Origin of the sequence: Cedecea sp. VD22, assembly GCF_037150195.1 — a bacterium.
GTDB lineage: Bacteria > Pseudomonadota > Gammaproteobacteria > Enterobacterales > Enterobacteriaceae > Cedecea.
In genome coordinates, this window is record NZ_JBBCPX010000015.1 from 1 (window position 1) to 14,229 (window position 14,229).

General features: G+C 54.4%; 13 protein-coding genes. 3 read left to right on the forward strand and 10 right to left on the reverse strand.

What is annotated here, in order from left to right; translation table 11 throughout:
• Window positions 1-410: 410 nt before the first annotated feature.
• From hemG to pepQ, 4 genes are read right to left on the reverse strand one after another with little or no spacing between them, the layout of a single operon-like run.
• Window positions 411-944, reverse strand: a complete 534-nt coding sequence (gene hemG / locus WFK85_RS19785) for a menaquinone-dependent protoporphyrinogen IX dehydrogenase (RefSeq protein ID WP_336709202.1) — start codon at window positions 942-944, stop codon at window positions 411-413.
• Between the two features lie 11 nt (window positions 945-955).
• Window positions 956-2,407: a Trk system potassium transporter TrkH gene (trkH, locus tag WFK85_RS19790; RefSeq protein ID WP_008455438.1), complete on the reverse strand. Its 1,452-nt coding sequence runs from the start codon at window positions 2,405-2,407 to the stop codon at window positions 956-958.
• Window positions 2,408-2,448: 41 nt separating this feature from the next.
• Complete coding sequence (locus WFK85_RS19795) at window positions 2,449-3,063, reverse strand: IMPACT family protein (protein WP_008455441.1); 615 nt, start codon at window positions 3,061-3,063, stop codon at window positions 2,449-2,451.
• Window positions 3,063-4,394, reverse strand: coding sequence for a Xaa-Pro dipeptidase (pepQ, locus tag WFK85_RS19800; protein WP_166995906.1), 1,332 nt, complete (start codon window positions 4,392-4,394; stop codon window positions 3,063-3,065). The genes WFK85_RS19795 and pepQ overlap by 1 nt, the downstream gene beginning before the upstream one ends.
• A gap of 190 nt (window positions 4,395-4,584) precedes the next feature.
• On the opposite strand from pepQ, the gene fadB reads away from it, so the two are divergent.
• Both fadB and fadA read left to right on the forward strand, forming a co-directional pair.
• Window positions 4,585-6,774 (forward strand): fatty acid oxidation complex subunit alpha FadB, encoded by a 2,190-nt coding sequence (gene fadB, locus WFK85_RS19805; RefSeq protein WP_336709205.1) that lies wholly within the window; start codon window positions 4,585-4,587, stop codon window positions 6,772-6,774.
• 9 nt (window positions 6,775-6,783) lie between these two features.
• On the forward strand, window positions 6,784-7,947 hold the full coding sequence (gene fadA / locus WFK85_RS19810; RefSeq protein WP_008455446.1) for an acetyl-CoA C-acyltransferase FadA: 1,164 nt from the start codon (window positions 6,784-6,786) through the stop codon (window positions 7,945-7,947).
• Window positions 7,948-8,066: 119 nt separating this feature from the next.
• On the opposite strand, the gene fre is transcribed toward fadA, so the two are convergent.
• A complete protein-coding gene (fre, locus tag WFK85_RS19815; RefSeq protein ID WP_008455448.1) occupies window positions 8,067-8,768 on the reverse strand; it encodes an NAD(P)H-flavin reductase in 702 nt (233 codons plus the stop codon).
• A 47-nt stretch (window positions 8,769-8,815) separates the two neighbouring features.
• Window positions 8,816-10,309, reverse strand: coding sequence for a 4-hydroxy-3-polyprenylbenzoate decarboxylase (gene ubiD / locus WFK85_RS19820; RefSeq protein WP_336709242.1), 1,494 nt, complete (start codon window positions 10,307-10,309; stop codon window positions 8,816-8,818).
• A 179-nt stretch (window positions 10,310-10,488) separates the two neighbouring features.
• Here ubiD and rfaH point away from each other — a divergent pair, with 179 nt between their 5' ends.
• A complete protein-coding gene (gene rfaH, locus WFK85_RS19825) occupies window positions 10,489-10,977 on the forward strand; it encodes a transcription/translation regulatory transformer protein RfaH (protein ID WP_008455452.1) in 489 nt (162 codons plus the stop codon).
• Window positions 10,978-11,023: 46 nt separating this feature from the next.
• Here rfaH and hemB read toward each other — a convergent pair whose 3' ends face one another.
• Genes hemB through tatB form a run of 4 tightly spaced genes read right to left on the reverse strand, consistent with a single transcriptional unit; the run spans window position 11,024 to window position 14,229 of the window.
• Window positions 11,024-12,046 (reverse strand): porphobilinogen synthase, encoded by a 1,023-nt coding sequence (gene hemB, locus WFK85_RS19830; protein ID WP_008455454.1) that lies wholly within the window; start codon window positions 12,044-12,046, stop codon window positions 11,024-11,026.
• Complete coding sequence (gene tatD / locus WFK85_RS19835) at window positions 12,043-12,843, reverse strand: 3'-5' ssDNA/RNA exonuclease TatD (protein ID WP_336709206.1); 801 nt, start codon at window positions 12,841-12,843, stop codon at window positions 12,043-12,045. Before tatD ends, hemB begins: the two co-directional genes overlap by 4 nt.
• A gap of 43 nt (window positions 12,844-12,886) precedes the next feature.
• Window positions 12,887-13,669: a Sec-independent protein translocase subunit TatC gene (gene tatC, locus WFK85_RS19840; RefSeq protein ID WP_008455457.1), complete on the reverse strand. Its 783-nt coding sequence runs from the start codon at window positions 13,667-13,669 to the stop codon at window positions 12,887-12,889.
• A 2-nt stretch (window positions 13,670-13,671) separates the two neighbouring features.
• Window positions 13,672-14,229 carry a Sec-independent protein translocase protein TatB gene (gene tatB / locus WFK85_RS19845; protein ID WP_336709208.1) on the reverse strand — a complete coding sequence of 186 codons (558 nt, stop codon included), beginning with the start codon at window positions 14,227-14,229 and terminating at the stop codon, window positions 13,672-13,674.

The window sequence follows — 14,229 nt, forward strand, 5'->3', positions numbered from 1 at the left end:
CCTGCCGCCAGCGTTCAATCTGAGCCATGATCAAACTCTTCAATTTAAAAGTGTTTGATGCTCAAAGAATTAAAACTGTTTATAAAATCAGTAGTCACTCTTCAAGACTTGATATTTGTTTGCATCCGAAGATGCTGAGATATCAATCCTGCGAGTGCCCACACAGATTGTCTGATAAATTGTTAAAGAGCAGTGCTACTTTCTCAGTAGCGCGGGCTGTGCATATTACGCTTTCCCGCTGCGTAGTCAAGCATTTATTTTTCGCTTCACTCCGCCTGACACGCCGCTTTGCAAGCCGTTGTTCCGTGTCAGTGGAGGCGCATTATAGGGAGTTCTTCGCCGGTGACAAGCGTTTATTTAAAAAAACTTTCTGACCGCATTCTTTTTCGCCAACCCGCTTATTTACAACGCTATTTGGTGCTTAACTGTACAATTTCACGGGCAAATCGGGCTACCTGCGGCCAATCGGTATAAACCACTTCTTTACTTGTATCCGTTTCACCGCCGGTCATTTTCATAATTAAGCGGATCATGAAGCGGTCCAGCCAGCCATAACGCGGGTAACGCAATGCACCGGCAAACACGGCACAATGATCGGGCTGCCAAACCGAGTTAAGCAAAAACTTGCGGGTATAAGGATTCGTCTGCGGCGAACGCTTCTCTGGTTTACGGGCAACAAGATTGACCGCGAAAAATGCACTCGCGCGCTCCTTCAGCTGCAGCTGATACTTTTTCACGAACGCCTCAACAGAGGCATGGAAATGTCCGTAGCGAATAGAAGCACCAATGATCACCCGGTCGTAATTAGCCCAGGCAAGTTCCTCGCAGCGATGGAGATTGACCACATCGCTCTCCACGCCCAGCTCTTTCAGTTCAGAAGAGATATAAGAAGCAATCTCACGAGTTTGACCATCTCGGGTCGAAAACAGAATTAAGGTTTTCACACAGGCTCCGGTTACTCGCGCCAGAAAGTAGGCGTGAACAGTACTAGCAGGGTAAATACTTCAAGGCGGCCAAACAGCATATTCACGATCAGGATCCATTTGGCCACGGGATTCATGCTGGCAAAGTTGTCGGCAACGACGCCAAGGCCCGGGCCCAGGTTATTAAGCGTTGCAGCAACAGAGGCAAAAGCAGAGAAGTCATCGACGCCGGTCGCGATGATAGCCAGCATACTGACGATAAACACCAGCGCATAAGCAGAGAAGAATCCCCATACGGCTTCAAGAATTCGTTCCGGCAAGGCCCGGTTCCCAAGCTTGATACTGTAAACGGCATTCGGGTGTACCAGGCGTTTCAGCTCGCGGTTACCTTGTTTAAACAGCAGCAGGATACGAATCACTTTCAGGCCACCGCCGGTAGATCCGGCGCAGCCGCCGATGAAGGCAGAGCAGAGCAGCAAAACCGGCAAGAATAGCGGCCAGCGAGCGATGCTGTCCGTGGTAAAGCCCGCGGTGGTCGCCATCGACACGACCTGGAAGAAAGCCTGGTTCAAAGTCTGCCAGGCTGACTGGTAGGTATTATGGAACCAAAGCACCAGAGTACAGACCAGAACCAGCGAGAGCTGTACACCGATAAACATCCGAAATTCCGGATCGCGCCAGTACACTTTGAGGCTACGCCCGCTCAGCAGGGAGAAGTGCAGACTGTAGTTACAGCCAGAGATCAGCAGGAAGATAGCAATAATGGTATTGATGGTTGGGCTATTGAAGTAGCCCACGCTCGCATCATGTGTCGAGAAGCCACCAATCGCAATAGTAGAGAAGCTATGTCCGATAGCATCAAACGCCGGCATCCCCGCGAACCAAAGCGCCAGCGCGCAAGCAATCGTCAGCAGGACATAAATGAGCCACAGCGTCTTTGCCGTTTCGGCGATACGCGGGCGCATTTTATTATCTTTAAGCGGCCCCGGCATTTCTGCCCGATACAGCTGCAACCCACCGACGCCAAGAATAGGCAAGATGGCCACCGCCAGGACGATGATCCCCATCCCGCCGAACCATTGCAGCATTTGCCGATAGAAAAGAATCGCATGAGGTAAAGAGTCCAGCCCCACCAGCGTTGTCGCGCCGGTCGTTGTCAGGCCAGAAAAGGATTCAAAAAAGGCGTCTGTTACCGTCAGATTCGGCCGCTCGGCAAAGACAAACGGCAGCGCACCCACGCTGCCCAGCACAGTCCAGAACAGCACAACGATCAGGAAGCCTTCCTTCGGTTTGAGATCCCTTTTCTCACGGCGATTTGGCCACCACAGTAAAGAACCTATCGCCAGCGCAACAAAAAAGGTTTGGGTAAAGGCGCGGCCGGCACCGTCTCGATAGATTAGAGCCACTAAGCCGGGGAGTATCATGGTTCCGGAAAAGAGGATAACCAACAGGCCAACGATTCGGGTAATGGCGCGAAAATGCATTTCAGCCGCTTCCTTAAATATCTATAAATAACGAGGTGGGATTATTGTTCAAACGGCAATAAATGCAACGCACCGCGGCTAAAGTCACTCAGCCTGGCGTTGAAGGCAGCCACCTGGGTTTGCGGCAACGCTACGCGCATAGCAACGATGGCCTGGAAGTCGCTTTCCACAATAAGACCATCGCTTTGCTTGAGTAGCGCTTCCACACCCGCCAGCTGCGAATAGTCGCAATGCAAAGTATATTCGGTTAACGGCACTTTGAGCACTGTAGAAAGCTGGTTTAACGCCAGCTGTACGCCGCCGCCATAGGCTTTCACCAGGCCACCAGTACCCAGCTTCACCCCACCGTAGTAGCGCACCACCACCGCAGTGATTTCACCAATACCTTTTCCCATCAGTTGGGCAAGCATAGGTTTCCCTGCGGTGCCTGCAGGCTCACCATCATCCGAGAAACCTAGCTGCTGCGAGTCATCCGGCGCGCCAGCAACCCACGCCCAGCAATGGTGACGAGCGTCCGGGTGTTCAGCCCGGATTTTCTCAACAAATGCTTTAGCCGCTATTACCCCATCCGTATGGGCGACAAAGGTAATAAAGCGGCTTTTCTTGATCTCCTCGCTGACCGTGACGGGCTCGGCAGGGATTGGCCAACTTTCCATTACGCGAGCTTCAGGTTACGCGTCATGTTTTCGATGCTGTTTTCATAGATAACGACGTTATCTTCAATGCGGATGCCGCCAAACGGCTTCAGCGCCTCAATACGCTTCCAGTCGAAGTGTTTGCTGTACTGCCCTTCACGCCACGGTGCCAGCAGTGATTCGATGAAGTACAAGCCTGGCTCGATGGTCAGCACCATGCGAGGTTCCAGCACGCGGGTACAGCGCAGATAAGGATGCTGCGAAGGTGCAGCCAGATGCGTCCCGGTATCGTCCTGCATAAACCCGGCTACATCGTGAACCTGCAACCCAAGCGGATGCCCGATGCCGTGCGGCATGAACGGGGTAGTGATCCCGGCTTCCAGCATCGCCTCTTCACTGATGTCGTTGACCAGCTTGTGGCGACGCAGCAGCTTAGCCAGACGCTGATGGAACTGGATGTGGTAATCGGTATAGCGCACACCGGACTTCATAGTGTCGATCAGCGCCAGTTGCTCTTCGTTCACGTCTTTAATCAGATGAGCGAAATCGCTGTCGCTTTGGGTCGTCCAGGTCCGCGTCAGGTCGGCGGCATAGCCGTTATATTCAGCGCCAGCGTCCAGCAGGAAGCTCCGAATTTCGGCAGGTACGCGATGATCCAGCTTAGTGTAGTGCAGCACCGAAGCATGCTCATTGAGCGCCACGATATTGCCATACGGCACATCGGTATCGCGGTGTCCGGTCGCCGTCAGGTAAGCGATGTTAATATCGAATTCGCTCATGCCGGACAGGAACGCTTCGTGCGCAGCGCGATGGCCGACGACTGCCGTTTTCTGTGCTTCGCGCATGCAGGACAGCTCGTAGTCCGTTTTATAAGCGCGATAATAATGCAGATAGTCGATAACCCCTTTCGGGTTGATGTTGGCTGGCGTGATATCCAGCTGTAATGCACGCTCTGGCACCGGGCCAATGTAGCCAATATTGCTGCGTGCGGCAGGCAGCTGGCTGCCGATACCGTCGGCTTTTGGCAGCGCAATCACTTCAATATCGTCGGTCCAGAAGGATTCCGGCAGCGGCTCCACGTTGTGCCAGTAATCCACCGGCAGATAGAACCACAGCTTCGGCTTATTCACGCCATCCACCAGCAGCCAGCAGTTAGGTACCTGGGTCACCGGCACCCAGGCTTTGAACTGCGGGTTTACTTTAAACGGATAGGCATGATCATCGAGGAAGACATTGAACAGCTCCCCGGAGTGAATAAGTAATGCATCAAGGTTAAAACGCGCCAGAACGTTGCGGGTACGCTCCTGTAGCGTTGCCACATGATCTTTATACAGCGCGGCCAGTGATTCCATAATTTATCCTTCTGTTTTTGTCTCTGTTCGCATCGCATCTTAGCATACCGGACAAACCGCCGAGTTATTTCCGCCGCCTGTGATCGAGTTTGCAAATATTTAAAGAGAAATTTGCATTTCATTAACATCAATTCCACACTCCGCTTCATCTGGTACGACCAGATCCCATTGCTGGATTCAGGAGACTGACATGCTCTACCAAGGTGAAACCCTACATCTCGACTGGCTGGAAGACGGCATCGCCGAACTGGTTTTTGATGCCCCCGGCTCCGTCAACAAGCTGGATACAGCGACCGTCGCCAGCCTCGGCGAAGCGCTGGCCGTACTTGAAAAACAGCCTAACCTCAAAGGCCTGCTGCTGAGTTCCAGCAAATCTGCCTTCATCGTTGGCGCCGACATTACCGAATTCCTGTCGCTGTTCCTGGTCCCTGCCGAACAGCTGACCCACTGGCTGCAATTTGCCAACAGCGTGTTTAACCGCCTGGAAGACTTGCCCGTCCCAACCATCGCCGCGGTGAATGGTTACGCGTTGGGCGGCGGATGCGAATGTGTACTGGCAACCGATTACCGTCTGGCAACGCCGGATACCCGTATTGGCCTGCCGGAAACTAAGCTAGGCATTATGCCGGGCTTTGGCGGTTCCGTTCGTCTGCCGCGTTTATTGGGTGCCGATAGCGCGCTTGAAATTATCACCGCGGGCAAAGACGTTGGCGCAGCAGAAGCGCAAAAACTTGGCCTGGTTGATGGTGTGGTAAAAACCGAAAAACTGCGTGACGGCGCACTGGCAGTCCTCCGCCAGGCGATCAAAGGCGAGCTGGACTGGCAGGCAAAGCGCGCCCCGAAACTTGAGCCGTTATGTTTAAGCAAAATCGAAGCCGGTATGAGCTTCACCATTGCTAAAGGCATGGTGGCGCAGATCGCCGGGAAGCATTACCCAGCGCCAATGACTGCGGTAAAAACCATTGAAGCTGCCGCCGGTCTTGGCCGCGATGAAGCCCTGAAGCTGGAAACCCAAAGCTTTGTGCCGCTGGCTCGTTCCAATGAAGCCCGCGCGCTGGTCGGCATCTTCCTGAACGATCAGTTTGTCAAAGGCAAAGCGAAAAAACTCACCAAAGATATCGAAACGCCTAAACACGCGGCCGTACTCGGCGCGGGTATTATGGGCGGCGGCATTGCTTATCAGTCCGCCTGGAAAGGCGTGCCGGTATTAATGAAAGACATTAACGAGAAGTCGCTGGCGCTGGGCATTAATGAAGCCAGCAAGCTGCTGAACAAACAGCTTGAGCGCGGCAAAATTGACGGCATGAAGCTGGCACAGGTGATTTCAACCATTCAGCCAACGCTGGAATACGCAGGGTTCGATCGTGTAGACGTTGTCGTTGAAGCCGTAGTTGAAAATCCGAAAGTGAAAAAAGCGGTGCTGGCAGAAACCGAAGATAAGGTTCGCCCTGATGCCGTGCTGGCTTCCAACACCTCAACCATCCCGATTAGCGAACTGGCAAGCGGGCTGAAACGCCCGGAAAACTTCTGTGGGATGCACTTCTTCAACCCGGTGCATCGCATGCCGCTGGTTGAAGTCATTCGCGGAGAAAAAACCTCAGACGCCACCCTCGCCAAAGTGGTGGCATGGGCAAGCAAAATGGGTAAAACCCCTATCGTGGTCAATGACTGCCCGGGCTTCTTCGTCAACCGCGTGCTGTTCCCCTACTTTGCAGGCTTTAGCCAGTTGCTGCGCGACGGCGCGGATTTCCGCCAGATCGACAAAGTGATGGAAAAACAGTTCGGCTGGCCGATGGGCCCGGCTTACCTGCTGGACGTGGTCGGAATTGATACCGCCCATCACGCACAGGCGGTCATGGCCGCAGGCTTCCCGCAGCGTATGAACAAAGATTACCGCGACGCAATCGACGTTCTGTTTGATGCCGGACGCTACGGCCAGAAAACCCAGCAGGGCTTCTATCGTTTTAAAGAAGACAGCAAAGGCAAACCGCGCAAAGACCAGGACGAAGCTGTTGATCGCCTGCTGGCAGACGTGAGCCAGCCTAAGCGCAGCTTCAGCGACGAAGAAATTATCGCCCGCATGATGATCCCAATGATCAACGAAGTGGTTCGCTGCCTCGAAGAAGGCGTGATTGCCAGCCCGGCAGAAGCCGATATGGCGCTGGTTTACGGCCTCGGTTTCCCTCCGTTCCACGGCGGCGCGTTCCGCTGGCTGGACACCCTGGGCAGCGCGAAGTATTTCGACATGGCGCAGCAGTACCAAAACCTAGGCCCGCTGTACGTCGTGCCTGAAGGCCTTAAGGCCAAAGCATCACGCAACGAGCCGTACTATCCCCCGGTCGAGCCAGCCCGCCCGACCAGTGACCTGAAAAGCGCCTGAGGAGTGAACATGGAAAAGGTTGTTATTGTTGATGCCATCCGTACGCCGATGGGCCGCTCGAAAGGCGGCGCGTTCCGCAACGTTCGCGCTGAGGATCTGTCGGCGCATCTGATGCGCAGTATCCTGTCCCGTAACCCGGCACTCGAAGCCGCAGCGCTGGACGATATCTACTGGGGCTGCGTCCAGCAGACGCTTGAGCAGGGTTTCAATATTGCCCGCAATGCATCGCTTCTGGCGGAAATTCCTCATTCAGTGCCAGCCACCACGGTGAACCGCCTGTGCGGTTCCTCCATGCAGGCGCTGCACGATGCAGCACGCATGATTCAAACCGGCGACGCGCATGCTTGCCTGATCGGCGGCGTGGAACATATGGGCCACGTACCGATGACCCACGGGATTGATTTCCACCCTGGCCTCAGCCGCAACGTGGCAAAAGCTGCGGGCATGATGGGCCTGACGGCTGAAATGCTTTCCCGCTTACACGGCATCAGCCGTGAAATGCAGGATCAGTTTGCCGCGCGTTCCCATCAGCGCGCCTGGGCTGCCACAGAAGCCGGGCACTTCAAAGCGGAAATTATGCCGACCAGCGGTCACGATGCCGACGGCGTTCTGAAGCGTTACGACTACGATGAAGTGATTCGCCCGGAAACCACGGTTGAAGGGCTGGCGGCGCTGAAACCTGCTTTTGATCCGGTCAATGGCACCGTCACCGCAGGCACATCTTCGGCGCTGTCCGATGGGGCATCCGCGATGCTGCTGATGAGCGAAACTCGCGCCAAAGAGCTGGGCCTGAAAATTCGCGCACGCGTTCGCTCGATGGCCGTCGTCGGCTGCGACCCGTCTATTATGGGTTACGGCCCGGTGCCTGCATCCCGACTAGCGCTGAAAAAAGCGGGCCTGACCGCTCAGGATATCGACCTGTTTGAGATGAACGAAGCGTTTGCCGCCCAGATCCTGCCGTGCATTAAAGATCTGGGGCTGATGGATAAGATCGACGAAAAGATCAACCTGAACGGTGGCGCGATCGCGCTGGGCCACCCGTTGGGCTGCTCCGGCTCGCGTATCAGCACCACGCTTATCAACCTGATGGAGCGTCGCGACGCGCAGTTTGGCCTGGCTACCATGTGTATTGGCCTGGGTCAGGGCATCGCGACCGTATTTGAACGCGTTTAATAAAAAACGAAACTGAGTTTAGTTGCCGTGTTTCCCGCCTGTCAGGGGCGGGTTTTTTATATCTGAAAGATAAAAAAAACCACCGACGATGCGGTGGCTTATTCTGACGACGAACGGCCTTAAATAAAGGAGAAAGCGTCGCCGAACATATGTTCAACCAGCGCCCCGCGCTCGTTGCAGAACAGTTCACGGGCAATTTTCGCCATTTCGAAACGACCTGCGATATAGATATCGTGCCCGCTCAGTGAAGCGTGATCCTGCATAACGGCGGTGAGTACAGTCCCGCTCCGGCCACGCCAGCCTTCTTCCGGCTGCTCAACCACGGCTTCAACACGCAGATTAGGATGCTGCAGGGTCAGCCCTTCCAGCTCGGCCAGGTCGTAAAGATGCTTCTCTTCACGGCCGCCCCAATAGATTGCAATTTCACGCTCTGGGTTACGCGCCAGCGCCGTCAGCAGAATAGAACGAACGTAAGAGAACCCCGTGCCGCCGGCAATCAGGATAAGAGGACGGTCTTCATCTTCGCGCAGCCACGCATCACCGTGTGGCATATCAACCACAATTTCTTGCCCTTTCAGAATACGGTCCATTACCGCCATGGCATAGAGGTTGAGCTCAGAGGCACCAATATGTAACTCAATGAACTCACGCTCGCTCGGCGTGGAAGCCATAGAGAACGGGCGCTTATCCCGCTCATCCATCACCACCATCAAATACTGCCCGGCCTGGAATGAGAAATCGCCTTCCGGCAGCAATCGAACGCGATATACCGTGTCGGTTATCGCTTCTACCGAGGTCACTTTACAGCTTAAGGTTGTCATGCGTCCCCTCTGTCGGGTCAATAATGCTAAACCGTAAAGGTCGCCACTCAGGCGCCTTTGTCGTTATCAAAAATAGCCAGTTCATCCCAGATTGCATCAATACGCGCGCATACCTCAACATCTTTCTTGATTGGGCGCCCCCATTCACGCTGGGTTTCGCCCGGCCATTTATTGGTGGCGTCCAGTCCCATTTTAGAGCCTAGCCCGGAAACCGGGGAGGCAAAATCCAGATAGTCTATCGGCGTGTTATCCACCAGCACCGTATCACGGGACGGATCCATACGCGTAGTGATCGCCCAGATAACATCATTCCAGTCGCGTGCATTGACGTCGTCATCACACACAATAACAAACTTGGTGTACATGAACTGACGCAGGAACGACCAAACCCCCATCATGACTCGCTTGGCATGTCCGGCATACTGTTTTTTAATCGTCACTACCGCGAGTCGGTATGAACACCCTTCCGGCGGGAGATAGAAATCAATAATCTCCGGAAATTGCTTTTGCAGGATGGGTACCAGCACTTCATTAAGCGCCACACCCAGCACCGCAGGCTCATCCGGCGGGCGGCCAGTGTAGGTGGAATGGTAAATCGCATCCTGCCGCTGGGTGACGTGGGTTACGGTGAATACCGGGAAGCTATCCACTTCGTTGTAGTACCCCGTATGGTCGCCATACGGGCCTTCCGGTGCCATTTCACCAGGCTCAATGTAACCTTCCAGCACAATTTCTGCACCTGCAGGAACTTCAAGATCGTTGGAGATACATTTCACGACCTCGGTTTTGGTCCCGCGCAGCAGCCCGGCAAAAGCATATTCGGAAAGCGCATCCGGCACCGGCGTCACCGCCCCAAGAATGGTTGCGGGATCTGCGCCAAGCGCTACGGAGACAGGGAAGCGCTCACCCGGGTGAGCCTCACACCATTCCTGGAAGTCCAGCGCACCGCCGCGATGAGACAACCAGCGCATAATCAGCTTGTTTTTGCCGATCAGCTGCTGGCGGTAAATCCCCAGATTCTGGCGCTCTTTATGCGGACCACGGGTGACCGTTAACCCCCAGGTAATCAGCGGGGCGACGTCTTCCGGCCAGCAGCGCATGATCGGAATGCGATTAAGATCGACCTCATCCCCTTCCCAAACCTGCTCCTGGCAAGGTGCATTACGCAGACGTTTAGTCGGCATATTCAGAACTTGTTTGAACTGCGGCAGCTTATCAAACAGGTCGCGGAAGCCTTTTGGCGGCTCCGGTTCTTTAAGGAAAGCCAGCAGTTTCCCGACTTCACGCAGGGCAGTAACGTCCTCCTGCCCCATGCCCATCGCTACGCGTTTCGGCGTTCCAAACAGGTTACATAGCACCGGCATGGTGTAGCCTTTCGGGTTTTCAAACAGCAAAGCCGGGCCACCGGCTCGCAGCGTGCGGTCGGCAATTTCGGTCATTTCCAGATTCGGATCGACAGGCAATGCGATACGTTTGAGTTCGCCCTGCTGCTCAAGCAGCGCAAGAAATTCGCGTAGGTCGTGGTATTTCATGCAATTTATCGTGACGTCGGATTTGGCCGTCATTATACGGACTTCACCGCCACCATGCTGTATTTTTGTTAAATTAGCGTGAAACTGGCCGCCTGCTGGCCGCCCCAGACAGGTTATACTGAAGCTGTGTATCTCTGCGAAGGACGTTTTGTTATTCTGACGCGCTGAAGCGGGCGAAAAGAGAAATTATGCAATCCTGGTATCTTCTTTACTGTAAACGTGGTCAATTACTGCGCGCCAAAGAGCATCTTGAGCGCCAGGAAGTTAATTGTCTTACACCAATGATCACGCTGGAAAAAATGGTGCGTGGTAAAAGAGCTGCGGTCAGCGAGCCTCTGTTCCCTAATTACCTGTTTGTCGAGTTCGATCCAGAATCCATCCATACCACCACGGTGAATTCCACCCGTGGCGTCAGCCATTTTGTTCGCTTCGGCGCGCAGCCGGCAACGGTTCCGGAAACAGTGATTCATGAACTGATGCACTATCAAATAGAGAATATCCTCGACCCAGAAACGCCGTATCCCGGCGATAGCGTGGTGATTACCGAAGGGGCCTTCAAGGGATTAGAAGCCATCTTCGCTGAACCAGACGGTGAAGCTCGCTCAATGTTGCTGCTGAATTTACTGAATAAGCAGGTGCAGCAAAGCATCAGGAATACCGACTTCCGCAAGGTTTAATGCAAAGAGGCCAGCAAACGCTGGCCTCTTTCTTCCTGAATCGCAACTAGCGCTGCATCTGCTCATCGTGCAGCCATTGGGCAACACGTTTTGAGAAATACGTCAGCACGCCATCCGCGCCAGCACGCTTAAAGCACATCAAAGATTCCATAATGGCCGGTTTTTCGGCCAGCCAGCCGTTCTGAATCGCAGCCATATGCATGGCATATTCACCGGATACCTGGTAGGCAAATGTTGGCACCCCAAAGGTGTCTTTCACGCGGCGCACAACGTCGAGATAAGGCATCCCAGGTTTCACCATCACCATGTCGGCCCCTTCCTGCAGATCTTGCGCCACTTCCTGCAAAGCTTCGTCGCTGTTAGCCGGATCCATCTGGTAAGTCTTCTTATTGCCGCCCTTCAGGTTACCGGAAGAGCCAATGGCATCCCGGAACGGGCCGTAGTAGCAGGAAGCATATTTTGCGGCATAGGACATGATCTGGGTATTCACGAAGCCATCAGCTTCTAACCGGTCCCGGATAGCGCCAATACGTCCATCCATCATATCGCTAGGCGCGACAATTTCGGCCCCGGCTTCAGCATGGGAAAGGGCCTGACGAACCAGAATCTCGCGAGTGACGTCGTTGATCACATAGCCATCAGCGTCAATGACACCGTCCTGCCCGTGAGTGGTGTAAGGGTCCAGGGCAACGTCAGTCAGCAACCCAAGCTCAGGCACAGCATCTTTCAGCGCACGCACAGCGCGCTGTACCAGGCCATTTGGGTTATAGGCTTCTTCCGCATGCAGCGATTTCCCGTCGCTTTCAATGACCGGGAACAAAGAGAGCACAGGGACGCCCAGCTTCGCGACCGCCTCTGCCTCTTTCAGCAGTTGATCGATAGTCATACGATAAACCCCCGGCATAGACGGCACTTCCTGCTGCTGGTTGTGGCCTTCCATGACAAACACAGGGTAAATAAGGTCGTTTACCGTCAGCTGGTTTTCAGCCACAAGACGACGGCTGAAGTCATGACGACGTACGCGGCGCATACGACGCCCGGGAAACGTACCGGGAAATGCATAGCTCATTTAACTTTCTCCTGATTAAAACCCAGTCGGAATAACCGACGAGCATTGTCATCTGTTACCTGCGCAAGCCAGGCCGGGTCTTCACCGCGCCATTCGGCGACCTTATTCAGGATATGGGGCAGATAACAGGGTTCGTTGCGGCGGGACGCAGGTTTTGGTTGTAGATCCCGGGGCAACAAATAGGGCGCATCGGTTTCCAGCAGCAGTTGCTGAGCGGGGATAACCGGAAGTAACTCTCTTAATGCCAGGCCACGGCGCTCGTCGCAAACCCAGCCGGTAATGCCGATAAACAGTCCGCGAAGCAGGCAATCGCGGGCTTCCTCTTCAGTTCCGGTAAAGCAGTGCAGCACCACGCCGGGCAGTTGATCCAACCAGGGGTCAAGTAGCGCAAGAAAACGTTCATGTGCATCCCGGCAGTGTAAAAATACCGGCATCATCAGCTCCGCGGCCAGCGCCAACTGCGCGGTGAAAGCGCGTTCCTGCTCTGCAGGAGTAGAAAAGTTACGGTTAAAATCCAGACCGCATTCGCCGATAGCGACGACCTGCGGGGCCGCCGCTAAACGGCGGATGGCACCCGCAGTTTCGTCATTCCACTGGCTGGCATCATGGGGATGCACTCCGGCGGTGGACCAGCAGTTTTCATGCTGCTGCGCCAGGCGTAACGCTTGTTCACTTTCATGGAGGTTGGTACCGGTCAACATCATGCCACTCAGGCCAGCCTGCCATGCGCGAGCGACCACATCCTCGTGATCTTTTGCGAATTGAGAACTGGTTAAATTCACGCCAATATCAAACATCTCTCCCTCCAAACGACAACCGCCCCTGAGGGCGGTTATTTCATTACTGCTCTTTTTCCGAGCGCGTCTCTTCAGATTCAGGCTCATCATCTTCATCGCCATTACGCCCTTTTCCGACGTAGAAGCGGGAGAAGAAGACACCAACCTCAAACAGGCAGTACATTGGCACCGCCAGAAGGGTTTGCGAGAAAACATCCGGCGGCGTTAACAGCATGCCGACAACAAAAGCCCCAACCAGAATATAAGGGCGCTTCTGTTTCAATGATTCCGGTGTTGTCACCCCCATCCAGCACAGCAGGATAATGGCGACGGGCACCTCAAAAGCTACGCCAAAGGCCATGAACAACGACATCACAAAGTCGAGATATTTCGTGATGTCCGTCGAGACGACCACCCCTATTGGCGCAGTTTTTGTCAGGAAACCAAAGGCGAGCGGGAAGACCACAAAATACGCAAAGGCAATGCCGATATAAAAAAGCAGCGTGCTGGAGAACAGCAGCGGCATCACCAGCTTACGCTCATGCTTGTACAATGCAGGGGCAACAAAAGCCCAGATCTGGTACAGAATGACCGGCGCGGCCAGGAACACCGAAACGTAAATGGTTAATTTTATCGGGGTAAAGAACGGTGATGCGACATCGGTCGCAATCATCGTTGAGCCCAACGGCATATGTTTGATCAGCGGGGCGGAAACCACCTGATAGATGTCATTGGCGAAATAGACCAGCGCCAGGAAAATCACCAGCACGGCGATCATGCTGTTCAGCAGGCGCTTACGCAGCTCGATCAGATGGCTAATGAGCGGTTGGGTATCTTCAACAGCCATAGTTACGATTTTTCACCTGGAAGTTGCGTTGGGGTGACAACGGGTGCAGCCTCGGGCAAAGGCTTCACCTGAGGCTCGACAGCAGATTCGACGACGTTTTCGACCGCCACGGGTGCAGGTGTCACCGTCTCTGAAGGTACGGCATCAGGCGCAGCCGCCTGATGTGCCGCATTGGCTGGCGTGGCACCGTCATGACTTAGCTGTTCATCCTTAACCAACGGGTTATGGATGGTATTCGCTTCGTCGCTGTTCTTTTCAGGATCGTGCTGGGTATAAGAACGCTTCATCGACTCAGCGGCCTGGCGCAGTTCGTCCATTGACGCCTTCAGTTCAGGCGTCAAATTATCCATACTGGCTTTCTCGACCTTTTTCAGGCTGTCCTGCAGTTCCTGCAGCTTCAGTTCCTGAGCGAGTTCGTTCTGCACCGTGGTAGCCAGAGAACGCAGCGCGCGCACCCAGCCAACAACTGTTTTTACCGCCACCGGCAAGCGCTGCGGACCCAGAACAATCAGGCCAATCACAAACACCAGCAGCAGTTCGCCAAAACCAATGTCGAACAC

What these genes read in the sequence shown, in the direction of transcription:
- trkH (WP_008455438.1), bottom strand. Translation starts at nt 2,407, where the DNA reads ATGCATTTTCGCGCCATTACCCGAATCGTTGGCCTGTTGGTTATCCTC.
- WFK85_RS19795 (WP_008455441.1), bottom strand. Translation starts at nt 3,063, where the DNA reads ATGGAAAGTTGGCCAATCCCTGCCGAGCCCGTCACGGTCAGCGAGGAG.
- pepQ (WP_166995906.1), bottom strand. Translation starts at nt 4,394, where the DNA reads ATGGAATCACTGGCCGCGCTGTATAAAGATCATGTGGCAACGCTACAG.
- fadB (WP_336709205.1), top strand. Translation starts at nt 4,585, where the DNA reads ATGCTCTACCAAGGTGAAACCCTACATCTCGACTGGCTGGAAGACGGC.
- fadA (WP_008455446.1), top strand. Translation starts at nt 6,784, where the DNA reads ATGGAAAAGGTTGTTATTGTTGATGCCATCCGTACGCCGATGGGCCGC.
- fre (WP_008455448.1), bottom strand. Translation starts at nt 8,768, where the DNA reads ATGACAACCTTAAGCTGTAAAGTGACCTCGGTAGAAGCGATAACCGAC.
- rfaH (WP_008455452.1), top strand. Translation starts at nt 10,489, where the DNA reads ATGCAATCCTGGTATCTTCTTTACTGTAAACGTGGTCAATTACTGCGC.
- hemB (WP_008455454.1), bottom strand. Translation starts at nt 12,046, where the DNA reads ATGAGCTATGCATTTCCCGGTACGTTTCCCGGGCGTCGTATGCGCCGC.
- tatD (WP_336709206.1), bottom strand. Translation starts at nt 12,843, where the DNA reads ATGTTTGATATTGGCGTGAATTTAACCAGTTCTCAATTCGCAAAAGAT.
- tatC (WP_008455457.1), bottom strand. Translation starts at nt 13,669, where the DNA reads ATGGCTGTTGAAGATACCCAACCGCTCATTAGCCATCTGATCGAGCTG.